This window comes from Streptomyces sp. NPDC021562 (genome assembly GCF_040640875.1).
In the GTDB taxonomy this organism is placed as follows: Bacteria; Actinomycetota; Actinomycetes; order Streptomycetales; family Streptomycetaceae; genus Streptomyces.
Genome location: NZ_JBFACN010000029.1, coordinates 1 through 25,333 on the forward strand (window position 1 = coordinate 1; position 25,333 = coordinate 25,333).

Below are 25,333 nucleotides of genomic sequence, written 5' to 3' on the forward strand. Positions count from 1 at the left end.
CCCCGCGGGGGGGCCCGCCCCGCCCCCGCCCCCGGCCCGGTGGGGCGCCCCGGGTTTCCCCCCGCCCCGCCGCCCCCCCCCCCCCCCGGCGGGGGGTCGCGGGAGCCGGCGTCGTCGTCCGGCGCCACGGCCGGGCAGGCCGGTCCTGACCCGTCGCGCACCCCCGCCGTTGTCAGTCGTGTTTGGTAAGAATGCAAGCGTGAGCAGCGAGAACGGGCAGGGGAGCGGGGGCGCCGAGGGGGCGCGGCCGGAGCAGCTCGCGCTCATCCGCGAGAGCGTACGGGGAGCCAAGGTGCCCCGGGCCAAGCCGCGGACCTGGCGGGGGGCCGCGCTCGCCGAGCGGCTGCCGGTGGCGCGCGTGCTGGTCGACAAGGGTGTGCTGCATCTCGACCGGTACTTCGACTACGCCGTCCCCGCCGAGCTGGACGCCGACGCACGGCCCGGGGTCCGGGTCCGGGTCCGGTTCGGGGCCGGCCGGAACCGGGTGCGGGACGGCCGCCGGGAGGGCGGGGGCCTCATCGACGGCTTCCTGGTCGAGCGGCTCGACGAGTCCGACTACTCCGGGCCGCTGGCCGCGCTGGCACAGGTCGTGTCGCCCGAGCCGGTGCTGAGCGAGGAACTGCTGCGGCTGGCGCGGGCCGTCGCCGACCGGTACGCGGGGAGCCTCGCCGACGTGCTCCAGCTCGCCGTGCCACCGCGCAGCGCGCGGGCGGAGAAGCGGCCCTCGCCCGAACCCCTGCCGCCGCCCGCGGCACCGGATCCCGGCTCCTGGCCACGGTACGAGCACGGCGCCGCCTTCATCGAGTCGCTGGCCTCCGGCGGCGCCCCCCGGGCGGTGTGGAACGCCCTGCCCGGGCCGGAGTGGAGCGAGGAGATCGCCCGGGCCGTCGCCGCCGCGCTCGCCTCGGGACGCGGCGCGCTCGTCGTCGTACCGGACGGGCGGGCCGCGGCGCGGGTCGACGCCGCGCTGACCGACGTCCTCGGCACGGGGCGGCACGCGCTGCTCACCGCCGACGCCGGGCCGGAGAAGCGGTACACGCAGTGGCTGGCCGTCAGCCGCGGGGCCGTCCGGGCGGTGGTGGGGACCCGGGCGGCCATGTTCGCGCCGGTACGGGACCTCGGACTCGTCGCCATCTGGGACGACGGGGACGACAGCCACAGCGAGCCGCACGCTCCCCAGCCGCACGCCCGGGACGTGCTGCTGCTGCGGGCGGCGCTCGACAGGTGCGCGTTCCTGCTGGGCGGCCGCAGCTGCACGGTGGAGGCCGCGCAGCTGGTGGAGAACGGCTGGGCCCGCCCCCTGGTGGCCGGCCGGGAGCAGGTGCGGCGCACCGCGCCGCTCGTCCGCACGGTGGGGGACGGCGACCTCGCGCGGGACGAGGCGGCACGGGCCGCCCGGCTGCCGACGCTCGCCTGGCAGGCCGTACGGGAGGGACTGCGGCACGGACCGGTCCTGGTCCAGGTGCCCCGGCGCGGCTATGTGCCGCGGATGGCCTGCGCCCAGTGCCGGGAGCCGGCGCGCTGCCGGCACTGCGCCGGACCGCTGGAGGCACGGGACGCGGGCGCGCTGCGATGCGGGTGGTGCGGGCGCGAGGAGAGCGACTGGCACTGCCCGGCGTGCGGCGGCTTCCGGCTGCGCGCCCAGGTGGTCGGGGCCCGGCGGACCGCGGAGGAGCTGGGGCGGGCCTTTCCCGCCGTGCCCGTGCGGACCTCGGGACGCGAGCATGTGCTGGACACCGTGCCGGGTACGCCGGCGCTGGTCGTGAGCACCCCCGGCGCCGAGCCGGTCGCCGAGAGCGGTTACGCGGCAGCCCTTCTGCTGGACGGCTGGGCGATGCTCGGGCGGCCGGACCTGCGGGCCGGCGAGGACGCGCTGCGCCGGTGGATGGCCGCCGGGGCACTGGTGCGGCCGCAGGGGGAGGGGGGCACCGTGGTCGTCGTCGCGGAGCCGACGCTGCGGCCCGTGCAGGCGCTGGTGCGCTGGGATCCGGTCGGACACGCGGTGCGCGAACTGGCCGAGCGGGCCGAGCTGGGGTTTCCGCCGGTGTCCCGGATGGCGGCGGTGTCGGGAACCGCCGAGGCGCTGGCCGGGTTCCTCAGCACGACTGAACTGCCTCCGGACGCCGAGGTGTTGGGGCCGGTCCCGCTGCCCGTGGTGCGAGCCGGGGCGCCTCGGCGGGTCGGCGCGCCGCCACCCGGAGAGCACTGGGAACGGGCGCTGGTACGGGTGCCGCCGGGCAGCGGCGCGGCACTGGCGGCGGCGCTGAAGTCCGCCCAGGCGGCGCGGATGGCGCGGGGGAGCGGGGAGCCGACGGTGCGGGTGCGGATCGATCCGCCGGACATCGGGTGACGAGAGCAAGTCGCCGGCATCGGCTGACGAGAGCGAGTCGCCGGCATGGGGTGGCGAGAGTGAGTCGCCGACATGAGGTGGCGAGAGTGAGTCGACGGCATCGGGTGACGAGAGCGCCAGGCCGGACACCGGAGGGTGAAGGGGTGCGGCCGGGCAGACGGCTGCCCTCCCGGGTGCTTGCCGGGAGGGCAGGGGGCGGGCTGGTGCCCTGAGGTCAGCCGTGGCGTACGCCTTCTCGGCGGGGCGTCAGCCGTTGCGCGGGCCGGGGAAGGCGGTGGGCCTGGCCTCGTCGCGCAGGGTGGGGCTGCCCGCGGTCGGCTGCGTGGGCATGGAGCGGGCGGCGGGGACCGTGGGCACGGTGGGCAGGCCGGAGCCCACGTTGAGGGTGCGGGTGCCCGACGGCTCCGCGGGCCGCTCGGTCTCGGGGACCGCCGTGGCCTGGGCCGTGGCACGCCGGGCGCCGTAACGGCGGTGCACCGCCTGCTTGGTGACGCCGAGGGCGGAGCCGACCGCGTCCCACGAGAAGCCGAGCGAGCGGTCGAAGTCCACGGCGGCCGTGACCAGGGTCTCGACGCTGTCCCGGAGTTCCTGGGCGAGCCGGACCGTCGGGGCGGGAGCGCGTCCGTAGACGACGAACCCCGTGGACGGGCCGGAGCGGCGCGGGCGGTAGACGTTGCCCAACTGGGCGGTGAGCGTACGCAGTGCGTCCACCTGCCGGCGGACCCGCTCGATGTCCCGCACCAACAAGTGCAGGCTCGCCCGGGCCTGGGCGTCGTGGGTTGCGTGGTCGGCCATGAACAAGCCTCTCGAACCGGCGTGAAAGGAACGGGCCGCGCGTGCGGCCCGTGGTGGTCAACTCTCTCTTGACCAACGCGTGGACGCTCCGCTGGTCACGGTGTGGGGGCGTATGGGCATATGCGTACGCCCTGTTCGTTCACCCGCGCACCGTCCTCGCCCCACGGGTCGGCCGGGAGGCCGGCCGACCCGTGGGCGCCGGACCGGTGTCGTGGCACGGAGCGGCATAGACTGGTGCGTCACCCGTAAGTGCCCCCGTCCGAGAGGCCCTCAGCCGCCCATGAAGCTCGTCTTCGCCGGTACCCCCGAAGTCGCCGTTCCCGCTCTGGACGCGCTCATCGCCTCCGGGCGGCACGAGGTGGCCGCCGTGGTCACACGGCCCGACGCGCCGGCCGGGCGAGGGCGCAGGCTGGTCGCCTCGCCCGTGGCCGAGCGGGCGGCGGAGGCCGGCATCGAGGTGCTGAGGCCGTCGAAGCCGCGCGATCCCGAGTTCCTGGAGCGGCTCAGGGAGATCGGGCCGGACTGCTGTCCGGTGGTGGCGTACGGGGCGCTGCTGCCGCGCGTCGCCCTGGACGTCCCGGCCCACGGCTGGGTCAACCTGCACTTCTCGCTGCTGCCCGCCTGGCGCGGAGCGGCCCCCGTGCAGCACTCCATCATGTCCGGGGACGAGATCACGGGGGCGTCGACCTTCCTCATCGAGGAGGGGCTCGACTCCGGACCCGTCTACGGCACCGTCACCGAGGAGATCCGGCCCACCGACACCAGCGGCGACCTGCTGACGCGGCTCGCCTTCGCCGGGTCCGGGCTGCTCGCCGCCACCATGGACGGCATCGAGGACGGCACCCTCAAGCCGGTGCCGCAGCCGGCCGAGGGCATCACCCTCGCCCCGAAGATCACTGTCGAGGACGCCAGGGTCGAGTGGTCGGCGCCCGCGCTGCGCGTCGACCGGGTGGTCCGGGGCTGCACCCCGGCCCCCGGCGCCTGGACCACCTTCCGCGGCGAGCGGCTCAAGCTGATCCAGGTCACGCCGGTGCCCGAGCGGACCGGTCTCGCGCCCGCCGAGATCGCCGTGGGCAAGAACAGCGTGCACGTGGGGACCGGGTCGTACGCCGTGGAACTGCTCTGGGTGCAGGCCCAAGGCAAGAAGCCGATGCGGGCCGCCGACTGGGCGCGCGGCGTGCGCATCGGCGCCGGGGAGACCCTCGGAGTCTGAGCCCCCCTTCCCAGCAGCGGCTTTCCGGCGTACCCGGCGTACGCTTGAAGGCCGCACCATTCCCGTACCCGGAGCACCTTTTTCGTGAGCGAGCAGTCCCGGCGGCCGCGCAGACCTGCCAAGCCCTACCGCCGTCCCCAGAAGGACCCCGTCCGCATCCTCGCCTTCGAGGCGCTGCGCGCCGTGGACGAGCGGGACGCGTACGCCAACCTCGTGCTGCCGCCGCTGCTGCGCAAGGCCCGGGAGAAGGAGGGACCCGAGAAGTTCGACGCCCGGGACGCCGCGCTCGCCACCGAGCTGGTGTACGGGACGCTGCGCCGGCAGGGGACGTACGACGCGATCATCGCCGCCTGCGTCGACCGGCCGCTGCGCGAGGTCGACCCGCCGGTGCTCGACGTGCTCAGCCTCGGGGTGCACCAGCTGCTCGGGACCCGCATCCCCAGCCATGCCGCCGTCTCCGCCTCCGTCGAACTCGCCCGCGTGGTGCTGGGCGACGGGCGGGCCAAGTTCGTCAACGCGGTGCTCCGCAAGGTCGCCCAGGACGACCTGGAGGGCTGGATCGCCCGCGTCGCTCCCGCCTACGACGACGATCCCGAGGACCACCTCGCCGTCGTCCACTCGCACCCGCGCTGGGTCGTCTCCGCGCTCTGGGACTCGCTGGGCGGCGGCCGCGCCGGGATCGAGGAGCTGCTGGCCGCCGACAACGAACGTCCCGAGGTGACCCTGGTCGCCCGCCCCGGGCGGGCCACCACCGAGGAACTGCTGCGCGAGGACGCGGCCGTCCCGGGGCGCTGGTCGCCGTACGCGGTGCGGCTCACCGAGGGCGGCGAGCCCGGTGCCGTCCCGGCCGTCCGGGAAGGCCGTGCCGGGGTCCAGGACGAGGGCAGCCAGCTGGTGGCCCGCGCGCTGGCCGACGCGCCCGTCGAGGGGCGCGACGAGAAGTGGCTGGACGGCTGTGCCGGGCCCGGCGGCAAGGCGGCGCTGCTCGCCGCGCTGGCCGCCGAGCGGGGGGCGTCGCTGCTCGCCTCCGAGAAGCAGCCGCACCGGGCCGGACTGGTCGCCAAGGCGTTGCACGGCAACCCGGGGCCGTACCAGGTGATCGCCGCCGACGGCACCCGGCCGCCGTGGCGGCCCGGCACCTTCGACCGGGTCCTGATGGACGTCCCCTGCACGGGCCTGGGCGCGTTGCGCCGCCGCCCCGAGGCACGGTGGCGCCGCCGCCCCGAGGACCTCGACACCTTCGCCCCGCTCCAGCGCGCCCTGCTGCGCACCGCGCTCGACTCGGTCCGGGTGGGCGGTGTGGTCGGCTACGCGACCTGTTCCCCGCACCTGGCGGAGACGCGGGCCGTGGTCCAGGACGTGCTGAAGCAGCGGCCGGACACGGAGCTGGTGGACGCGCGTCCGCTGCTGCCGGGCGTGCCGGAGCTGGGGGAGGGGCCGGATGTGCAGCTGTGGCCGCACCTGCACGGCACGGACGCGATGTATCTGGCCCTGATCCGGCGGACCGGCTGAGGGGGACGCGGGCCAGGGAAGGCAGGCCCCGGAACCTGATTCGGCCCACCCCGCCGGGGCATGGCACGCTTGGGGCATGGCCGTGCAGATCAACCCCAGCATCCTGTCCGCAGACTTCGCCCGCCTCGCGGACGAGGCGAAGGCGGTCGAAGGCGCCGACTGGCTCCACGTCGACGTCATGGACAACCACTTCGTCCCGAACCTCACGCTCGGCGTGCCGGTCGTAGAGTCCCTGGCCCGTGCTACGGACACCCCGCTGGACTGCCACCTGATGATCGACGCCCCCGACCGGTGGGCGCCCCAGTACGTCGAGGCGGGTGCTTCTTCCGTCACCTTCCACGTCGAGGCGGCCGCCGCCCCCGTGCGGCTCGCGCGGGAGATCCGGGCGAAGGGGGCCCGCGCCTCCATGGCGCTCAGGCCCGCGACGCCGGTCGAGCCGTACGAGGACCTGCTCCCCGAGCTGGACATGCTGCTCATCATGACGGTGGAGCCGGGCTTCGGCGGTCAGGCCTTCCTCGACATCATGCTGCCGAAGATCCGCCGCACCCGGGAGCTGATCAGCAAGCACGGACTGGAGCTGTGGCTCCAGGTCGACGGAGGAGTTTCGGCGTCGACGATCGAAAGGTGCGCGGACGCCGGAGCCGATGTTTTCGTGGCAGGTTCCGCGGTATACGGGGCAAACGACCCGGCAGAGGCGGTACGTGCACTGCGCACCCAGGCGGAGGCGGCCACCGCCCAGGCGTCCTGGGCGTGCGACCACTGAGGTACGGGAACGTGAACGGCTCCGATCAGGGCTGATCAAGTGCGCCGGATCTGCAAGGATGAACGGCGTATCCAGAGTGTGAACAGCAGTGAGGAGATGGCCGTGTCGGGTATGTCGGCGGGCCGGTCAGCCATGCGGATGGGACCCGCTGAGCTGGTGCAGGCGGCGGCCATGGCCCGCCGCTTCTACCTCGAGGGCAAGTCCAAGATCCAGATCGCTGAGGAGTTCGGCGTCAGCCGCTTCAAGGTGGCGCGTGTTCTGGAGACTGCCCTCGAAAGGGATCTCGTACGCATCGAGATCCGGGTGCCCGCCGAGCTGGACGCCGAGCGCTCGGACGCGCTCCGCGCCCGCTACGGTCTGCGGCACGCCGTGGTGGTCGAGTCCCCGGCCGAGGCGGAGGAGACCCCCGACCCCGAGAACCTCGGCGAGGTGGCCGCCGACCTGCTCGGCGAGCTGGTCAACGAGGGGGACGTGCTGGGCCTCGCGTGGGGCCGCTCCACGATCCACATGGCGGCGGCGCTGGACCGGCTGCCGCCCTGCACGGTGGTGCAGCTGACGGGCGTGTACGACGCCGGGACCTCCGAGCGCGGTTCGGTGGAGGCCGTGCGGCGGGCCGCTCAGGTGTCCGGCGGCGACGCCCACCCCATCTACGCGCCGATGCTGCTGCCGGACGCGGCCACCGCGGCGGCGCTGCGCAACCAGACCGGGATCGCCCGGGCCTTCGAGTACTTCGACAAGGTCACGGTCGCCTGTGTCTCCATCGGCTCCTGGGAGCCCGGCATCTCCACGGTGCACGACATGCTCAGCGACGAGGAGCGCGCCCACTACGCCACCCTCGGTGTGGCCGCCGAGATGGCCGCGCACCTCTTCGACGCCGACGGCCGCCGGGTCGGGCGCGACCTGGGGGAACGATGCATCACGGTCAAGGCCGACCAGTTGCGCCGGATCCCCGAGGTCGTCGCGATCGCGGGCGGGCAGCGCAAGGCGGCCGCGATCGACGCGGTCCTCAGGTCGGGGCTGGTCACCAGCCTCGTCACCGACACCTCGGCCGCGGACTACCTCATGACGGCGGGCGTCACCCCGAAGCCCGCGCTGAACCGCGCCGACCCGGACGGCCCCTGAGGGTCCCGAGGGCGTGCCGACGCACACGCGCCGCGGCCGCATGAGCTGCTTACCGGGTCGCGGTCCTGCTTGCCGGGGTCTCGGTCCGCCGGACCCCGGGCTGGGGCCCGGTCGGGTTTGCCTGTGCTCTGCGCCCCCGGATCTCGGGTCCGCCCGGACTTCGGGCCTCCTCGCGGCCTGCCTGGGCTCTGGGCCGCCGGGTTTCGGGGCCGCCGGGTTTCGGGGCCGCCGGGTTTCGGATCCGCCAGGTCTCGGGACCGACGGGACTCCGGGCCTGCCGGGGCGTCGGGCCTGACCGGGCTCTGGGCCGCTGGGTCCTGGGTCCGCCCGGACTTCGGGGCTCCTCGCGGCCGGTCGGGCCTGCCGGGCCGTTGGGCCCGTCAGGGAACCGGCCCGGGTGGGGCTCGGGCCCCGTCGGGGTCACTCCTGCTTCGGTAGCGCCGCGTCGATCAGTGCCGCGGCTGCTTCGCGGGCGACCGTGCCTGCCGACGGGTCGCGGTCCATCCGTGCGGACACCCCGCCCCCGTCGTACAGCAGGTGGAGCTGGTGGGCGAGTGCCTCGGGGTGCGGGGCGCCGGCGTCCCGGGCGAGGTCGGTGAACAGGGTGCGGATCCAGCCGCGGGCGGCGTCGGACGCCTCCTCGATGGCGCTGCCGTGCTTCGCCTCCGCGCTCGCCGCCACGAAGGCGCAGCCGTGGTAGGTCTGCTGGGCGTACAGCTCGGCCTGTGCGTCGAAGACGGCCAGCAGCCGGTCCCGCGGACCGTCCGCCCGCTCGACACTGCGCAGCAGACGCTCGGTCAGCTTGGCGTGCCGGGAGTCGAGGTAGGCGCGGATGAGCTGTTCCTTGCCGCCGAAGGTGTTGTACAGCGAGGCCTTGGCGACCCCGGCGCGCTCGATGATCCGGTCGATCCCGACCGTCTGCACGCCCTCCGCGTAGAACAGCTCGTTCGCCGCTGCGAGCAGCCGCTCCCGGGCCGTGGGTGCCTTGGCGCTCAACGTCTTCGTCATGCCGCTCACCTTCTCCGACTCTCCCATTCTACGGTCGGTCAGACCGGTCTACTCAGTGGTCGCGACGCCGGTCAACGGGACCTCTCCGCGTGCTCGGCGGCATGGACGGCCGGGGTGCTGCCGGAGGCGACCAGCACCCCGGGCCCGCTCTGCGGCCGGCCACGCAGCAGCAGAGCGGCCAGGGCCAGCAGTGCCAGGGCGATGACCACCGCGCCGTACTCCTCGGAGGTCGGCACCAGGCCGCCGCCGTGCACCACCAGCACTCCGGCGACGACGGACGGGACACCCATGCCCAGGTAGGAGACGACGAAGAGCAGGGACAGCACGCCGGAGCTCTCGTGCGGCCTGGTCAGCGGCATCACGGTGCGGATGCCGCCCTGGAAGCCGCTGCCGAACCCGAGGCCGGCCACGGCCGTCCCGGCGAAGAACAGCACCGGCTCACTCTGGTCGACGGCCACCAGGGTGAGCGTCACCCCGGCGATGAGGGCCGCGATACCGGTGTACATCACGGTGGTCGCCGAGGCGGCACGCAGGAGGAGGACCGAGCCGGCCGCCACGAACGCCAGGACGAAGAGGCCCAGGCCGCCGTAGACGGCGGAGGTCGAGCCGACCAGGGTGCGGACCAGGGCCGGTCCGAGGGAGCCGTAGAAACCGGCCAGCGCCCAGACGGCGAACATGACGGGGGCGGTCGCCAGGACGGCACCGCGGACGGTCCGCGGGAGCCTGATCTCGGGCACCAGGCTGGCCGCCGCACCGGGCTTGCGGGTGACGGTCTCGTCGATCAGGGCGACGGCGACGGCCTGGGCCGCGAACACGGCCAGCAGACCGAGGTAGACGGTGTGGGTCGGGGCGGGCAGGTACTGCACGACGAACCCGCTGACCAGGGCGCCCGTCGCGGTGCCCACGCCGGGCGCGAAGGCGTTCGCGAGCGTGCCGCGGGAGCGGTTGATGTCCATCATCCCGGCCCCGATCGCACCGAGCGCGGCGCCGGTCGACAGGCCCTGCACCACACGGGCGACGAGCAGTTCGCCCACTCCCGAGGCGGTGGAGAAGACCAGCATCGCGGCGGCCTGGGCGGCGATCGCGGTGATCAGCACCGGGCGGCGGCCGACGTGGTCGGAGAGCTTGCCGAGGACCAGCAGGCCGGAGAGCACGGCGATCGCGTATACGCCGAAGACGACGGTGGTGGTGATCGGGGTGAAGCCCCATTCGGCCTGGTAGGTCGCGTAGAGGGGGGTGGGCGCGCTGGAGGCGGCGAGGAAGGAGACGACGACGGAGGCGAGCACGTAGAACGCCGCACGGGGCGGGATCGGCTTGCCGGGGGCTGCGAGGTGGTTCATCGGTGTTCGGTGGTTCATCGGTGTTCCTTCGCGGGGACGGGGCCGAGGAGCGTCGGTTCCGGAGCCGGTTTTTGAGTAGACCGGTCTGTCCATATGGCCACGTCAACCTCTTGGACAGCTCTGTCTATTCCCGTCTCCGGAAAGAATCCGGAAGGCGGCCGACGGCCTTCGGCGCCGAGTATGTGTACGACAGGCCGAGCGCCGAGCACCGATCGCATCCGGAGGACACGTTGACCGCAGATCCCCGACCCGAGCCGGGAGCAGAACCACAGCCCGTGCTCAGCCCGTTGACCACCGCCGCGATCTTCCTGGTGGTCACCGTCCGCCCCGGTGGCGAGGAGGCCGCACGCGACGTGCTGGGCGAGCTCCGCGCACTGGAGCGCAGCTTCGGGTTCGGTGCCCCGGAGGCCTCCCTGAGCTGCGTGGCGGGCATCGGCTCCGACGCCTGGGACCGCCTGTTCGACCACCCTCGCCCGGCCGGCCTGCACCCCTTCCAGCCTCTTGAGGGCCCCCGGCACACGGCCGTCGCCACCCCCGGCGACCTCCTCTTCCACATCCGGGCCACCCGGTTCGACCTGTGCTTCGGGCTCGCCGCCGAGGTCATGCACCGGCTGCGCGGCGCGGTCACCGTCGAGGACGAGGTGCAGGGCTTCAAGTACCTCGACGCCCGCGACCTCCTCGGCTTCGTCGACGGCACCGAGAACCCGGTCGGGGCCGCCGCCCGCAGAGCCGTGCTGATCGGCGAGGAGGACCCCGCGCACGCCGGCGGCAGCTATGTCGTCGTCCAGAAGTACGTCCACGACCTCGACGCCTGGAACGCCCTGCCGGTCGAGACCCAGGAACGGATCATCGGCCGCACCAAGGCCACCAACCTCGAACTGGCGGAACCCGCCTCCCACGTGGACCTGAACACCGTCACCGGACCGGACGGCGAGGAACAGCAGATCCTCCGCGACAACATGCCCTTCGGCAGCCCCGGCCGCGGCGAGTTCGGCACCTACTTCATCGGGTACGCCCGTACCCCGGACGTCACCGAGCGCATGCTGCGCAACATGTTCCTCGGCACCCCGGACGCCGGCCACGACCGGATCCTCGACTTCTCCACGGCGGTCACCGGCACGCTCTTCTTCGTGCCCTCCGGCGACTTCCTTGACGACCTCCCGACTGCTCCTGGACGGTGCTGAGATGACGACGAGTCCGCACGTGGTCACGCTCGACCTCGCGGGGGTCGCGGACAAGGCCGGCCTCATGGACCGGGCCGTGTCCGCCCTGGGCCTGCCCGACTGGTTCGGCCGCAACTGGGACGCCCTCGCCGACAGCCTCCGCGACCCCTCGGTGTGGCCGCCCCCGGCGGCGGACCGCGGGCTCCTTGTCGTCGTCACCGGCTGGCAGGAGTACGCAGAGGCGCGGCCGGACGAGTGGCGGGTGGCCCGGGACGTCCTCACCCGGGCGGCCGCCGGCGAACCCGCCCTCACCGTGGCCCTGGCACTCGGCTGACCCCCTTGGAGGTTCCTCCGAGGCGCCGCTGACCTGCCTGGATGTTCGTCCCGGGCATCACACGCCGGTGCCCATGGGAGAATGAAGTACGTGCTTTTCCCTCTGGCCGGCCGGTCCGGGGGTCACCTCTGATCGACTGGGATGTGCGGCACGTGCGTTTCCTCAATGACATCCAGCCCGCGTACGACCTGACGTACGACGACGTCTTCATGGTGCCGAGCCGCTCCGCGGTCGGCTCGCGTCAGGGCGTGGACCTCGGCTCGCCGGACGGCACCGGCACCACGATCCCGCTGGTCGTCGCCAACATGACCGCGATCGCGGGCCGGCGGATGGCCGAGACGGTGGCCCGGCGCGGTGGACTCGTCGTGATCCCGCAGGACATCCCGATCGACGTGGTCACCGATGTCATCACCTGGGTGAAGAGCCGCCACCTGGTGCTCGACACCCCGATCGTGCTCGCCCCGCACCAGACCGTCGCCGACGCGCTGGCCCTGCTGCCCAAGCGGGCGCACAACGCCGGTGTCGTCGTCGACGAGGGCGGCCGTCCCGTCGGCGTCGTCACGGACCGGGACCTCAGCGGCGTCGACCGCTTCACCCAGCTCGCCGAGGTCATGTCCCGCGACCTGCTGCTGCTCGACGCGGACATCGACCCGCGGGAGGCGTTCAACAAGCTCGACGCGGCCAACCGCAGGTACGCCCCGGCCGTCGACCGGGACGGCAAGCTCGCCGGCATCCTCACCCGCAAGGGCGCCCTGCGCGCCACCCTGTACACCCCGGCGACCGACGCGAACGGCAGGCTGCGCATCGCCGCCGCCGTCGGGATCAACGGCGACTTCGCGGACAAGGCGGAGCAGCTGCTCCGCGCGGGTGTGGACACCCTCGTCATCGACACCGCGCACGGCCACCAGGAGTCGATGATCAGCGCGATCAAGCTGGTCCGCGACCTCGACCCGCAGGTCCCGGTCGTGGCCGGCAACATCGTCTCCGCCGACGGCGTCAAGGACCTGATCGACGCGGGCGCCGACATCATCAAGGTCGGGGTGGGCCCGGGTGCGATGTGCACCACCCGCATGATGACCGGCGTGGGCCGGCCCCAGTTCTCGGCGGTCCTGGAGTGCGCCGCCGAGGCGCGGAAGTACGGCAAGCACGTCTGGGCCGACGGCGGTGTCCGGCACCCCCGCGACGTCGCCATGGCACTGGCCGCGGGTGCGTCCAACGTGATGATCGGTTCCTGGTTCGCGGGGACCTACGAGTCGCCGGGGGACCTCCAGCAGGCCGCCGACGGCCGGCTGTACAAGGAGTCCTTCGGCATGGCCTCGGCGCGGGCGGTGCGCAACCGCACCTCCGAGGAGTCGGCCTACGACCGGGCCCGCAAGGCGCTCTTCGAAGAGGGCATCTCGACGTCCCGGATGTTCCTCGACCCGGCCCGGCCGGGGGTGGAGGACCTGATCGACTCGATCATCGCGGGGGTGCGGTCCTCCTGCACGTACGCCGGCGCGGCGTCCCTGGAGGAGTTCGCCGAGAAGGCGATCGTGGGCATCCAGAGCGCGGCCGGGTACGCGGAGGGCAAGCCGCTGCACGCCAGCTGGAGCTAGGCGCGTCGGGCTCGTGTTCTACTTCGGGTACGGCTACCGCCGGTCCCGTCCTGCACCGTCCGAAAGCTGAACGACCCCTTGCTGAACGATCTCGACGAACGCATCGTGCACGCCCTCGCCGAGGACGCCCGCCGCTCCTACGCGGACATCGGGCAGCTGGTCGGCCTGTCCGCGCCCGCCGTGAAACGCCGCGTGGACCGGCTGCGCGCGACCGGGGCGATCACCGGATTCACCGTACGCGTCGATCCCGCCGCCCTCGGCTGGGAGACCGAGGGGTTCGTCGAGATCTACTGCCGGCGCAACACGTCTCCGGAGACCATCCAGCGGGGGCTGGAGCGGTACCAGGAGGTGGTGGCCGCGTCGACGGTCACCGGTGACGCCGACGCGGTCGTGCAGGTGTTCGCGTCGGACATGCGGCACTTCGAGAGGGTGCTGGAGCGGATCGCCGGGGAGCCGTTCGTCGAGCGGACCAAGTCGGTACTGGTGCTGTCCCCGCTGCTGAGGAGGTTCTCTTCGGGGGCTCCGGGGTGAGAGCGGGAGCGGGGGAGGGGGCGGGGGCGGGGGGTCCGGTGGGTGCCGGGTGCGGGTGGTTCGTGGCTGATCGCGCAGTTCCTCGCGCCCCTTGGTGGGCGGTGGCACCGCGCTCTGAAGGGGCGCGGGGAACTGCGCGACCAGCCCCACCGGCCCGCACCCGGCACTCCGTCGCGCCCCCCGCTACTCCGCCGTCTTCCGCGCCAGCGGGTTGCTGCCGATCGAGTTGTGCACGCTGAAGCTCACCGCGTCCGACCGGTACCGGTCGTCGGACCACTCCACCGGCCGCCCCTCCCGCGTCGTCGTCACCCGCCGCACCCGCAGCAGCGGGCTCGACCGCCGCACCCCCAGCAACTCGGCGTCCCGCGCGCCGCAGGCGACCGCGTCGATGACGTGCTCGCCGTACGCGAAGACCAAGCCGGTGTCCTCATAGAGGCGTTGCGTCACCGACGGGCACTCCGGTTCTATCTCCGCCACCGCCGGGGAGATCCAGTCCGCGTACACCGTGCGTTCCAGCAACACCGGTTCGCCGTCCAGCCCGCGCACCCGCAGTACGTGCAACACCGGTGTGCCTACCGGGAGTTGGAGACGGACGGCGTCCTCCTGCGCAGCGGGCCGGTACTCCTGCGCCACCACGTGTCCGGTCGCCTCGCGGCCCATCGACCTGGCCCACTGCGCAAAACTCCGCAGCTCCGCGAAGCTCTGGCTGCGGCGGCTGGCCAGCACCACCCGGCGGGCGCCCTGACGGGAGCCGATCAGCCCCTCGGAGGTGAGCGCGGCGACCGCCTGGCGGACCGTGCCGCGTGAGACGCCGTACTGCGCCGCCAGCTCCGTCTCCGAGGGCAGCCGGCTGCCGACGGTGTACTCCTCGCGGTCGATGGCGCGCCGCAGTTCGTCGGCGATCTCCTCGTGTCGCGCCGTCATGCTTCCCCTCTGAGTAGATCGCTGTGCACAGCGTGACCAGCCTAATCGACGTCCCCCGGTGATGCGTGTCAGCCCGTGTCCGGCCAGGATTGTGCAGGGAATAAGGGGACGGAGTTTCGCCGCCGTTCATGAAGGGGAAACCCACGGCGGGCGTACTAAGGCCAACTTGTTCAGACAAGTTGCCCGGTGCCATCCGCAGCGCCACCCACCCTCGTGCGTACTCCCTGGAGAGACCGTGACCGTGTCCCTGCCGAGAACCGCCCTCCTCGGCGGCTCCCTCGCCGCCGTAGCCGCGCTCGCCCTGAGCGCCTGCGGCGCCGCTCCCGACAACGCGTCGGCCACCACCTCCGGTGGCAAGAACGCCGCCACCGCCACCTCCGCCGCCGACCTCGGCGGCATGGACAAGCTGGTCGCCGCCGCCAAGAAGGAGGGCACGCTGCACATCATCGCGGTGCCCCGCGACTGGGCGAACTACGGCGCGATCATCGACGGCTTCCAGAAGAAGTACGGCATCAAGATCGAGGACGAGAGCCCCGACGGATCGAGCCAGGACGAGATCAACGCCGTGACCTCGCGCAAGGGCCAGGACCGGGCGCCCGACGTGCTCGACCTCGGCTCGTCGTTCGCGCTCAGCGCCGCCCAGCAGGGCCTGCTCGCACCGTACAAGGTCACCTCGTACGCCGACATCCCCGAGGGCCAGAAGGACCCGCAGGCCCGCTGGTACAACGACTACGGCGGCTACATCTCCATCGGCTGCGACGCCAAGCGCGTCAAGACCTGCCCGACCACCTTCGCCGACCTGCTGAAGCCGCAGTACAAGGGGCAGGTCGCCCTCAACGGCAACCCGACCAAGTCCGGTTCGGCGTTCGGCGGCGTCTACGCGGCGGCGCTCGCCGGCAAGGGCTCCTTCGACGACATCCAGCCGGGCCTGGACTTCTTCGCCAAGCTGAAGAAGAACGGCAACTACACGCCCGTCGAGTCCACCCCGGCCACCGTCGAGAAGGGCGAGACGCCCATCTCCATCGACTGGGACTACCTCAACGCCGGCTACGCCGACGAGTTCAAGTCCAAGGGCGTGGACTGGAAGGTCGCCATCCCGGCCGACGGCCAGTACGCCCAGTACTACTCCCAGGCCGTCAACAAGGACGCCCCGCACCCGGCGGCCGCCCGCCTGTGGCAGGAGTACCTGTACAGCACCGAGGGCCAGAACCTGTGGCTCAAGGGGTACGCGCGCCCGGTCCTGATGTCCGCCATGGAGAAGGCCGGCACGCTCGACAAGACCGCCGCCGCCAAGCTCCCCGCGGTCACCGGCACCCCGACCTTCCCGACCGAGGCCCAGCAGGACAAGGCCAAGACGGTCCTCTCGGCGGGTTGGTCGAAGGCCGTATCCGGATGACGGCCACGCTCACGCGGGCCGACGTGGCGACCGCCGCTTCCCAGAAGCGGCGGCGCCGCGCCCCCGGCTGGCTCGCCGTCGTCCCGCTGCTCGCGTTCACGGCCGTCGCCTTCGGGCTGCCGGCCCTGGCCATGCTGAACGGCGCCTTCACGGTCAAGGACCCAGATACGGGGACGAGTTCGTACACCACGAGCAACCTCGGCGACTCGCTCCAGGGGCCGTACCTCACCGCGCTCGTCGGCAGCGTGAAGCTGTCCGCGCTCTCCGCCGTCATCGCCGCGGTCCTCGGGCTGCCGCTCGCGCAGGCCGTGGTCGGCTCGCGCTCCCGGGCGCTGCGCGAGGCGGTGCTCACGGCCTCCGGTGTGCTCGCCAACTTCGGGGGTGTGCCGCTGGCGTTCGCGTTCGTCGCGACCCTCGGCAACGCCGGTGTGCTGACCGTGCACCTCGGGCTCGCCCGGCACGGCTGGGACCTGTACAGCTTCTGGGGACTCGTCCTCGTCTACCTGTACTTCCTGATCCCGCTGATGGTCCTCACCATCACCCCGGCCCTGGACGGCCTGCGCGCCCAGTGGCGGGAGGCCGCGCTCAACAACGGCGCCACCGGTGTGCAGTACTGGCGGTACGTGGCGCTGCCCGTCCTCACCCCCTCGCTGCTCGGCGGCCTGGTGCTGCTCTTCGGCAGCGCCTTCGCCGCCTACGCCACCGCCGCCGCCATGGTCGGCAGCGCGGTCCCGCTGGTCACCCTGCAGATCGCCGACGCCCTCTCCGGCAACGTCCTGGTCGGCCAGGAGAACGTCGCCCTCGCCCTGAGCCTGGACATGGTGCTGGTGGCGGGCCTGGTGATGGCGGTGTACCTGCCCCTGCAACGACGGAGCGCCCGATGGCTCGACGCCTGACCCCCTGGCGCTGGGCCGTCCTCGGCCTGGCCGCCCTGTACTTCCTGGTCCCGCTCGCCGCCTCCGTGCTCTTCACGGTGGACGTGCCCGGCCAGGGCGTCACCTTCGACGCCTACACCCGGATCATCTCCGCCGACGGCTTCCTCTCCAGCCTGCTGCTCTCCCTGGAGCTGGCCGTCGCCACCATCGCCGTCGTGCTCCTGCTGTTGGTGCCCGCGGTGGTCGCCCTGCGGCTGAGCGCGCCGAAGCTGCGGCCGGTCGTCGAGATCGTCTGCTCGCTGCCGCTGGTGGTGCCGCCGATCGCGTTCGTCGCCGGCATCGTCACCGTGCTCAAGTGGGGCCCCGACCACCTGTCCCGGACCCCGCTGTTCGAGACGTTCGTCGCCGTGCAGAACCCGGACTTCCCGGTCGTCCTGGTGGTCGCCTACGTCGTGATGGCGCTGCCCTTCGTGTACCGGGCGCTGGACGCCGGGCTGCGCGCGATCGACGTGCGCACCCTCGTCGAGGCCGCCCGCAGCTGCGGTGCCTCCTGGCCGCAGGCGCTCGTCAGGGCCGTCCTGCCCAATCTGCGCGGGGCGCTGCTCAACGCGTCCTTCCTCACCCTGGCGCTGGTCCTCGGTGAGTTCACCGTCGCCCGGCTGCTCGGCTTCGAGCCCTTCGCCGTGTGGATCTACGACGTCGGCGGCTCGCAGGCCCAGCTGTCCGTCGCCGTCTCCGTGCTCAGTCTCCTGGTGACCTGGGCCCTGCTCCTCGCGCTCGCCGGTGCCGGCGGGCGTGACCGAACCGCTTCCTCCCGGGGATGAACCATGAGTGTCAGCACGCCCGACAACGCCGCCACCGTCGAATTCCGGGGACTGCGCCGGGAGTTCGGGGCCACCGTCGCCCTCGACGGACTCGACCTGACCGTACGGCCGGGGGAGTTCCTGGCCTTGCTCGGCCCGTCCGGCTGCGGCAAGACCACCGCCCTGCGCATGCTCGCCGGGTTCGAACACCCCGACTCCGGCGCGGTGCTGGTCGAGGGCGAGGACGTCACCCGGGTCCCGGCCCACCGCCGTGACGCCGGGATGGTCTTCCAGTCGTACAGCCTCTTCCCGCATCTCGACGCCGTCGACAACGTGGCGTTCGGGCTGCGCATGCGCAAGGTGCGGGCGGGGGAACGGCGCGCCAAGGCGGCGGAGTTGCTGGACCTCGTCGGGCTCGGTGACAAGGGGGAGCGGTTCCCGCACCAGCTCTCCGGCGGCCAGCAGCAGCGGATCGCGCTCGCCCGCGCCCTCGCCCTGCGGCCCCGGGTGCTCCTCCTCGACGAACCGCTGTCCGCCCTCGACGCCAAGGTCCGGCTCACGCTCCGCGAGGAGATCCGCCGGCTCCAGCAGGAACTCGGCATCACCACGTTGTTCGTGACCCACGACCAGGAGGAGGCGCTGTCCGTCGCCGACCGGGTCGCCGTGATGCGCGCCGGGCAGCTCGAACAGTGCGCCGAACCCGCCGAGCTGTACGGCCGCCCGGCCACCGCGTTCGTCGCCGAGTTCGTGGGCACGATGAGCCGGATCCCGGGGACGGTCAGGGGCGGCTCGGTCGAGGTGCTCGGGCAGCGGCTGCCCGTCGAAGGACAGCCGTCCGGCGCCGGCGAGGTCGACGTCCTGGTGCGGCCCGAGGCCGTCCGGGTGCGCGCCGACGCCTCCGGTACGGCCACCGTCGTCGCCACCGCCTTCCTGGGCGCGGTCGTCCGCGTCACCGTACGGCTCGCCGACGGTACCGAGGCCAAGGCCGACCTGCCCGCCCACGAGGCCGCCGCACTGGGCGCCGGATCCGCCGCGACCGTCTCGCTGCCCGAGCGGCCGGTGCTCGTCGCCGAACGCGTCCAGAAGTAGCGCCCCCCGAAATCCCGCCCCGCCCCCCACGTGAGGAATGACGACAACGTGACCCCCCACCCCCGGCTCCCGCTCCAGGCCGTCCTGTTCGACATGGACGGCACGCTCGTCGACACCGAGCGACTGTGGTGGGAGGCGGTGGAAAGCGTCGCCGGACGGGCGCTCGGCGAGGCCGACGAGCCCGACGTACTGGGCCGTCCGGTCGAGCACACCGCCCAGTGGCTGGCCCACGCCAGCGGCCGGCCCGCCGCCGGGCTCGCGGCCGAGCTGCACCGGGAGTTCGCGGACCGGGTCCGCACCGGCATCGTGCCCCGCCCCGGCGCCCTCGACCTGCTGGACGCCCTGGCCGCGGCCGACGTGCCCACCGCCCTGGTCACCGCGTCCCCCCGCGCGGTCGCCGGCCTCGTGCTCGACGCCCTCGGCCCCGGCCGCTTCGCCGCGTCCGTCACCGCCGACGACACCGGCCGCACCAAGCCCGCCCCGGACCCCTACCTGGCCGCCTGCCGGGCGCTCGGCGTCGACCCGGCGGCGTGCGTGGCCGTCGAGGACACCGAGACAGGGGTCGCCTCCGCGGAGGCCGCCGGGTGCGCCGTGCTGGCCGTGCCCTCGCTCGCGCCGATCGCCGACGCGCCCGGCCGGACCGTCCGGGACACGCTGGTCGGGGTCACCCCGAAGGAGCTGAGCGCGATGGCCGTACCGGAACTGCGGGTCATGTCCTGGAACCTGTGGCTCGGCGGCAGCCTGATCACCGACCACCGGGCCAAGCAGGTCAAGACCGTCCTGGACGCGCGCGCCGACGTCGTCGGGCTCCAGGAGACCGCCGGCACCTCGGCCCGGGACCTCGCCGCGGCCCTCGGCTGGCACCACCACACGGCCGGCGAGAACCTCGGGATCATCAGCCGCTACCCGATCACCGCCCGCCTCGGCGACCCGGAGGTCGGCTTCTACGGGGCCGCCGGGGTGCGCATCGCCGTCCGCCCCGGCCGCGAGGTCGACATCTGGACCGCGCATCTGCACTACACGCCGTACGGACCGTACGAGTACCACTTCGACGGGCTCGGGGCGGACCAGCTGGTCGCCCACGAGGAGGTGCGGCTCGCGCAGCTGAAGGAGGCGCTGCGGTGGATCGGGGACGGTGCCGTGCCGGTCGTGCTGACGGGCGACTTCAACTGCCCCTCGCACCTCGACTGGACGGCCGTCGAGTGGCCGGTGACCAGGGCCGCCGAGGAGGCCGGGTTCCACGACTCCTACCGGCAGGCGCACCCCGACCCGGTCGCCGCACCCGGGCACACCTGGTCGCCGGTCCACCCCGTCCACGAGGACGGCGGCGGGCGGCCCGAACCGCAGGACCGGATCGACTACGTGCTGCACAGGGGGCTGCGCGTGCTCGACTCCCGGACCTGGGTCAGCGGCACCCCGGCCTCCTGGCCCGAGGTCGCGGACAACGACTGGCCCTCCGACCACGCGGCCGTCGTGACCACGTTCGCCGTCGAGCCGTGACCCCGGCACCGCTGACGGGGACCGCGGCACGGCGGCGGGAGCCATGACCCGGCGCAACGAATCGCCGCCCAAGCCACCCCGCACGCAACGAACCGCTCACCACCGCGCAACGGCTCCTCCTTGTCCGGTTCGGCCCGCCGACCGTACGGTCTAACTGGCCCCCAGACCCCCCTTCCGTAACCGGTGAGGACCCGCATGCGCACCGCCCTGCTCCAGAGCTCCGGCCGCCCCGGCTCGACCGTCGAGAACCTCAAGGTGCTCGACGAGGCCGCCGCCCGGGCCGCCGCCGCGGGCGCCGCGCTGCTCGTCACCCCGGAGATGTTCCTGACCGGCTACGCGATCGGCGACGGCATCGGCCGCCTCGCCGAGCCCGCCGACGGCGACAGCGCGGACACGATCGCCGAGCTGGCCCACCGCCACGGCCTCGCGATCGCCTACGGCTACCCGGAGCGCGCCGGCGCCGGCGTCCACAACTCCGTCCAGCTGATCTCCGCCGACGGCACCCGGCTCGCGAACTACCGCAAGACCCACCTCTTCGGCTGCTTCGAACGGGACCACTTCACCCCGGGCGAGCAGCCGGTGGTCCAGGTGGAGCTGGGCGGAATGAACGTCGGCCTGATGATCTGCTACGACGTCGAGTTCCCCGAGCTGGTCCGCGCGCACGCCCTGGCCGGTACCGACCTGCTGCTGGTCCCGACGGCGAACATGCACCCGTTCCAGTTCGTCGCCGAGTCCCTGGTCCCGGTGCGGGCCTGGGAGAGCCAGATGTACGTGGCGTACGTCAACCGGGTGGGCAGCGAGGGCGAGTTCGAGTTCGTCGGGCTCTCCACGCTGGCCGGGCCCGACGGGATCGCCCGGGCCCGCGCCGGACGCGGCACGGAGCTCCTCCTCGCCGAGGCGGACCCCGCCTTCCTCGCCGCCTCCCGCGAGGCGAACCCGTACCTGAAGGACCGCCGCCCCGGCCTCTACGGGTCCCTGGCCTGACCTTCCCGCCCCCCTCGCTTCTCCTTCGCCCTTCTCCTCCGTCTCCCTTCTCCCTTCTCCCTTCTTCACGCATGTCGCAAGGAGTCCGTACCCCATGACGTCCACGGTGCCCAACGCCGTCGAGCACGCCGACGAGCAGCAGCCGCCGATCACCATGTTCGGCCCGGACTTCCCCTACGCCTACGACGACTTCCTCGCCCACCCGGCGGGCCTCGGCCAGGTCCCGGCGACCGAGCACGGCACCGAGGTGGCGGTCATCGGGGGCGGACTGTCCGGCATCGTGGCCGCGTACGAGCTGATGAAGATGGGCCTGAAGCCGGTCGTCTACGAGGCCGACCGGATCGGCGGCCGGCTGCGGACCGTCGGCTTCGAGGGCTGCGACCCCTCGCTGACCGCCGAGATGGGCGCGATGCGCTTCCCGCCCTCGTCCACCGCCCTCCAGCACTACATCGACCTGGTGGGGCTCCAGACCCGGCCGTTCCCCAACCCGCTCTCGGAGGCGACCCCTTCTACCGTGGTCGACCTCAAGGGCGAGTCGCACTACGCCGAGACGATCGCCGACCTGCCGCAGGTCTACCGGGACGTCGCCGCCGCCTGGAACACGTGCCTGGAGGAGGGCGCCGACTTCTCCGACATGAACCGTGCGATGCGCGAGCGGGACGTGCCGCGCATCCGCGAGATCTGGTCGCGGCTGGTGGAGAAGCTCGACAACCAGACCTTCTACGGCTTCCTCTGCGACTCCGAGGCGTTCCGGTCCTTCCGGCACCGGGAGATCTTCGGCCAGGTCGGCTTCGGCACGGGCGGCTGGGACACGGACTTCCCCAACTCGATCCTGGAGATCCTGCGCGTCGTCTACACCGAGGCCGACGACCACCACCGCGGCATCGTCGGCGGCTCCCAGCAGCTGCCGCTGCGCCTCTGGGAGCGCGAGCCGGAGAAGATCGTCCACTGGCCGTACGGCACCTCGCTGAAGTCCCTGCACGTGGACGGCGAGCCCCGCCCGGCCGTGACCCGGCTGCACCGCACCGCGGGCAACCAGATCACCGTGACCGACGCGAACGGCGACATCCGGACCTACCAGGCGGCGATCTTCACCGCCCAGTCCTGGATGCTGCTGTCCAAGATCGCCTGCGACGACTCGCTCTTCCCGATCGACCACTGGACCGCGATCGAGCGCACCCACTACATGGAGTCCAGCAAGCTCTTCGTGCCCGTGGACCGGCCGTTCTGGCTGGACAAGGCCGTCGACGACAGGGGAAATCCGACCGGCCGGGACGTCATGTCGATGACGCTCACCGACCGCATGACCCGCGGCACCTACCTCCTCGACGACGGCCCGGACCGGCCCGCCGTCATCTGCCTCTCGTACACGTGGTGCGACGACAGCCTGAAGTGGCTGCCGCTGTCCGCGAACGAGCGGATGGAGGTCATGCTGAAGTCGCTCGGCGAGATCTACCCGAAGGTCGACATCAGGAAGCACATCATCGGCAACCCGGTGACGGTCTCCTGGGAGAACGAGCCCTACTTCATGGGCGCGTTCAAGGCCAACCTGCCCGGCCACTACCGCTACCAGCGGCGCCTGTTCACGCACTTCATGCAGGACCGGCTGCCCGAGGACAAGCGGGGCATCTTCCTCGCCGGCGACGACATCTCCTGGACGGCGGGCTGGGCCGAGGGCGCCGTGCAGACCGCGCTGAACGCCGTCTGGGGCGTCATGCACCACTTCGGCGGAGAGACCGACCGGACCAACCCCGGCCCCGGCGACGTCTACGACGAGATCGCCCCGGTGGAACTCCCCGAGGACTAGGAGGCGGGCGCGGGCCGGTGCTCGCGGCTCAGTCGCGCAGCGGGGTGAGCAGCATGCGGCTCGCGAGGCCGACCGCCGCGTCCAGGCGGTCGGCGGACTCCTCGGCCAGGTCCTCGAACCGGCGCAGCGCCCACAGGGCCCGCGCCGCCGACCAGGTCGCGTCCCGGGCCCGTTCCAGGCTCCAGGAACCGAGCAGGTGGGTCAGCGGGTCGGCGATCTGCAGCAGGTCGGGTCCCGGCATCAGGTCCTCCCGGATCCGCTCCTCCAAGGAGACGAGGAGGTCGCCCACGCGGTCGAACTCGTCCTCCAGCTCGGCCGGTTCGCAGCCGAGGGTACGGCAGGCGTCCACCACGGCCAGCGCCAGGTCGTGCCCGATGTGGGCGTTGATGCCCGCGAGGGCGAACTGCAGGGGCCGTACCCCCGGATGGCGCCGGAACTGGAACAACGGCCGCCAGCAGGCCGGCGGGCGGTGGCCCGCGGCCTCCGCGTCCACCGCCGTCAGGTAGCGCTCGGCGAACCGCACGTCCAGCGTCGCGGCGGCTCTCGGATCCCCGAACCGGCCCGCCCGCAGGCGACGCCCGACCTCCTCCGTGACGGCCAGGTAGACGCGGTTGAACACCGCCACGCCGTCCCGCCGGGGGAGGTCCTCGTCCAGGGCGCGCATCCGGGAGACGACGGTGTCGACCGGAGCGGTGAGGTGTTCCAGCTGCGCCATGGGGGCAGGGTCCCAGCCTCGGGCCGGCGCACGGGCCGACGGGCCCGGCGCTTCCCCGGAACGGGGGAACGGCGGCCGCCGGGACCCGTGCCCGCCGTCTGCCTAGGGCCTGGTGTCGTCGTAGGAGCTGGTGCCCTCGTCGAGCAGCGGTTCCTGCGACTTGAGGTGCGCCGGGGCCATGGCGCGCAGCGCGTGGTAGCCGGTGATGACGACCAGGGTGCCGAGCGCGATGCCGCTGAGGGAGAAGGTGTCGGTGAACTTCATGCTGACGTTGCCGACGCCGATGATGATGCCCGCGGCGGCCGGGACCAGGTTCAGCGGGTTGCGCAGGTCCACCTTGGCGTGCAGCCAGATCTGGGCACCGAGCAGGCCGATCATGCCGTAAAGGATCACCGTGATGCCGCCGAGCACCCCGCCCGGGACGGCGGCCACCACCGCGCCGAACTTGGGGCACACGCCGAAGAGCAGCGCGAAGCCCGCGGCGGCCCAGTAGGCGGCGGTGGAGTAGACGCGGGTCGCGGCCATCACGCCGATGTTCTCGGAGTAGGTGGTGTTGGGCGGGCCGCCCACGGCGGAGGAGAGCATCGAGGCGGCGCCGTCCGCCGAGATCGCCGTGCCGAGCCTGTCGTCCAGCGGGTCGCCGGTCATCTCGCCGACGGCCTTGACGTGTCCGGCGTTCTCGGCGACCAGGGCGATCACGACGGGGAGGGCGACCAGGATCGCGGACCACTGGAAGGACGGGCCGTGGAAGGACGGCAGCCCGATCCAGTCGGCCTTGCCGACGCCCGAGAGGTCCAGGCGCCAGTGGTCGGTGACCTTGCCGCTCGGGCTCATCGAGTGGATCCGGCCGAAGATCCGGTCGAGGGCCCAGGACAGGACGTATCCGAAGACCAGGCCCAGGAAGATCGCGACGCGTGACCAGAAACCACGCAGACAGACGACGGCCAGACCGGTGAACAGCATCACCAGCAGCGCCGTCCACTGGTCCTGCGGCCAGTAGGTGGCGGCGGTGACGGGCGCCAGGTTGAAGCCGATGAGCATCACGACGGCGCCGGTCACGATCGGCGGCATCGCGGCGTGGATGATCCGGGCGCCGAAGCGCTGGACGGCGAGCCCGATCAGGAAGAGCACGGCACCGACCACGAGGGTCGCGCCGGTGACCGTGGCGCTCGTCCCGCCCTGTGCGCGGATCACCGCGGCCACCCCGACGAACGACAGCGAACAGCCGAGGTAGCTGGGCACCCTGCCGCGCGTCGCCAGCAGGAAGATCACGGTCGCGACGCCGGACATCATGATCGCGAGGTTGGGGTCGAGGCCCATCAGGACGGGTGCCACGAAGGACGCGCCGAACATGGCCACCACGTGCTGGGCGCCGAGCCCCACGGTGCGGGGCCAGGAGAGCCGTTCGTCGGGGCGTACCACCGCTCCGGGCGCGGGCGTACGCCCGTCGCCGTGCAGTTTCCAGCGCACGCCGAGATCCATGGTGGGGCTTCGCTTTCCTTGTACGTGAAGTC

General features: G+C 72.9%; 22 protein-coding genes. 16 read left to right on the forward strand and 6 right to left on the reverse strand.

All coding sequences use genetic code 11. The annotated features are described in order from the left end of the window. Positions 1-199 precede the first annotated feature (199 nt). Entirely contained in the window at positions 200-2,350 is a 2,151-nt protein-coding gene (locus AB0G52_RS33455) for a primosomal protein N' (protein WP_361341710.1), read from the forward strand. Positions 2,351-2,596: 246 nt separating this feature from the next. Here AB0G52_RS33455 and AB0G52_RS33460 read toward each other — a convergent pair whose 3' ends face one another. After that, positions 2,597-3,145, reverse strand: coding sequence for a hypothetical protein (locus AB0G52_RS33460; RefSeq protein ID WP_361341713.1), 549 nt, complete (start codon positions 3,143-3,145; stop codon positions 2,597-2,599). A gap of 280 nt (positions 3,146-3,425) precedes the next feature. On the opposite strand from AB0G52_RS33460, the gene fmt reads away from it, so the two are divergent. From fmt to AB0G52_RS33480, 4 genes are all read left to right on the forward strand, one after another. Continuing rightward, positions 3,426-4,358, forward strand: coding sequence for a methionyl-tRNA formyltransferase (gene fmt, locus AB0G52_RS33465; RefSeq protein ID WP_361341716.1), 933 nt, complete (start codon positions 3,426-3,428; stop codon positions 4,356-4,358). 84 nt (positions 4,359-4,442) lie between these two features. Further along, the gene (locus tag AB0G52_RS33470; protein WP_132894509.1) at positions 4,443-5,870 is read left to right on the forward strand and encodes a transcription antitermination factor NusB; all 1,428 of its coding nucleotides are present in this window, start codon (positions 4,443-4,445) and stop codon (positions 5,868-5,870) included. 76 nt (positions 5,871-5,946) lie between these two features. Continuing rightward, complete coding sequence (rpe, locus tag AB0G52_RS33475) at positions 5,947-6,633, forward strand: ribulose-phosphate 3-epimerase (RefSeq protein WP_132894510.1); 687 nt, start codon at positions 5,947-5,949, stop codon at positions 6,631-6,633. A gap of 78 nt (positions 6,634-6,711) precedes the next feature. Beyond that, entirely contained in the window at positions 6,712-7,755 is a 1,044-nt protein-coding gene (locus AB0G52_RS33480; protein ID WP_165939568.1) for a sugar-binding domain-containing protein, read from the forward strand. Between the two features lie 420 nt (positions 7,756-8,175). Here AB0G52_RS33480 and AB0G52_RS33485 read toward each other — a convergent pair whose 3' ends face one another. Both AB0G52_RS33485 and AB0G52_RS33490 read right to left on the reverse strand, forming a co-directional pair. Continuing rightward, entirely contained in the window at positions 8,176-8,763 is a 588-nt protein-coding gene (locus AB0G52_RS33485; protein WP_132894514.1) for a TetR/AcrR family transcriptional regulator, read from the reverse strand. A gap of 71 nt (positions 8,764-8,834) precedes the next feature. Beyond that, positions 8,835-10,121, reverse strand: a complete 1,287-nt coding sequence (locus AB0G52_RS33490; protein ID WP_361341722.1) for an MFS transporter — start codon at positions 10,119-10,121, stop codon at positions 8,835-8,837. Positions 10,122-10,333: 212 nt separating this feature from the next. On the opposite strand from AB0G52_RS33490, the gene AB0G52_RS33495 reads away from it, so the two are divergent. The 4 genes from AB0G52_RS33495 to AB0G52_RS33510 all read left to right on the forward strand — a co-directional run bounded on the left by AB0G52_RS33495 (position 10,334) and on the right by AB0G52_RS33510 (position 13,726). Then, positions 10,334-11,287: a Dyp-type peroxidase gene (locus AB0G52_RS33495; protein ID WP_132894516.1), complete on the forward strand. Its 954-nt coding sequence runs from the start codon at positions 10,334-10,336 to the stop codon at positions 11,285-11,287. A gap of 1 nt (position 11,288) precedes the next feature. Beyond that, positions 11,289-11,600: a barstar family protein gene (locus AB0G52_RS33500; RefSeq protein ID WP_132894518.1), complete on the forward strand. Its 312-nt coding sequence runs from the start codon at positions 11,289-11,291 to the stop codon at positions 11,598-11,600. A 152-nt stretch (positions 11,601-11,752) separates the two neighbouring features. Further along, complete coding sequence (locus AB0G52_RS33505) at positions 11,753-13,195, forward strand: GuaB1 family IMP dehydrogenase-related protein (protein WP_165939569.1); 1,443 nt, start codon at positions 11,753-11,755, stop codon at positions 13,193-13,195. A gap of 78 nt (positions 13,196-13,273) precedes the next feature. Continuing rightward, on the forward strand, positions 13,274-13,726 hold the full coding sequence (locus AB0G52_RS33510) for an Lrp/AsnC family transcriptional regulator (protein ID WP_132894522.1): 453 nt from the start codon (positions 13,274-13,276) through the stop codon (positions 13,724-13,726). A 183-nt stretch (positions 13,727-13,909) separates the two neighbouring features. On the opposite strand, the gene AB0G52_RS33515 is transcribed toward AB0G52_RS33510, so the two are convergent. Continuing rightward, a complete protein-coding gene (locus AB0G52_RS33515; RefSeq protein WP_132894121.1) occupies positions 13,910-14,650 on the reverse strand; it encodes a GntR family transcriptional regulator in 741 nt (246 codons plus the stop codon). Between the two features lie 235 nt (positions 14,651-14,885). Here AB0G52_RS33515 and AB0G52_RS33520 point away from each other — a divergent pair, with 235 nt between their 5' ends. The 7 genes from AB0G52_RS33520 (at position 14,886) to AB0G52_RS33550 (ending at position 23,104) form a co-directional block, all read left to right on the forward strand. After that, positions 14,886-16,046 (forward strand): extracellular solute-binding protein, encoded by a 1,161-nt coding sequence (locus tag AB0G52_RS33520; RefSeq protein ID WP_132894123.1) that lies wholly within the window; start codon positions 14,886-14,888, stop codon positions 16,044-16,046. Next, positions 16,043-16,942, forward strand: a complete 900-nt coding sequence (locus tag AB0G52_RS33525; RefSeq protein WP_132894125.1) for an ABC transporter permease — start codon at positions 16,043-16,045, stop codon at positions 16,940-16,942. Before AB0G52_RS33520 ends, AB0G52_RS33525 begins: the two co-directional genes overlap by 4 nt. Beyond that, positions 16,927-17,745: an ABC transporter permease subunit gene (locus AB0G52_RS33530; RefSeq protein ID WP_132894127.1), complete on the forward strand. Its 819-nt coding sequence runs from the start codon at positions 16,927-16,929 to the stop codon at positions 17,743-17,745. Before AB0G52_RS33525 ends, AB0G52_RS33530 begins: the two co-directional genes overlap by 16 nt. 3 nt (positions 17,746-17,748) lie before the next feature. Beyond that, entirely contained in the window at positions 17,749-18,813 is a 1,065-nt protein-coding gene (locus tag AB0G52_RS33535; RefSeq protein WP_361341730.1) for an ABC transporter ATP-binding protein, read from the forward strand. A 48-nt stretch (positions 18,814-18,861) separates the two neighbouring features. Further along, the gene (locus AB0G52_RS33540) at positions 18,862-20,313 is read left to right on the forward strand and encodes an HAD-IA family hydrolase (protein WP_132894130.1); all 1,452 of its coding nucleotides are present in this window, start codon (positions 18,862-18,864) and stop codon (positions 20,311-20,313) included. Between the two features lie 195 nt (positions 20,314-20,508). Continuing rightward, positions 20,509-21,297: a carbon-nitrogen hydrolase family protein gene (locus tag AB0G52_RS33545; protein ID WP_132894132.1), complete on the forward strand. Its 789-nt coding sequence runs from the start codon at positions 20,509-20,511 to the stop codon at positions 21,295-21,297. 94 nt (positions 21,298-21,391) lie between these two features. Then, entirely contained in the window at positions 21,392-23,104 is a 1,713-nt protein-coding gene (locus AB0G52_RS33550; protein ID WP_132894134.1) for an FAD-dependent oxidoreductase, read from the forward strand. Between the two features lie 28 nt (positions 23,105-23,132). Here AB0G52_RS33550 and AB0G52_RS33555 read toward each other — a convergent pair whose 3' ends face one another. Then, the gene (locus AB0G52_RS33555) at positions 23,133-23,819 is read right to left on the reverse strand and encodes a DUF5995 family protein (RefSeq protein WP_132894136.1); all 687 of its coding nucleotides are present in this window, start codon (positions 23,817-23,819) and stop codon (positions 23,133-23,135) included. A gap of 102 nt (positions 23,820-23,921) precedes the next feature. After that, on the reverse strand, positions 23,922-25,301 hold the full coding sequence (locus tag AB0G52_RS33560) for a solute carrier family 23 protein (RefSeq protein WP_132894137.1): 1,380 nt from the start codon (positions 25,299-25,301) through the stop codon (positions 23,922-23,924). Between the last annotated feature and the right edge of the window lie 32 nt (positions 25,302-25,333).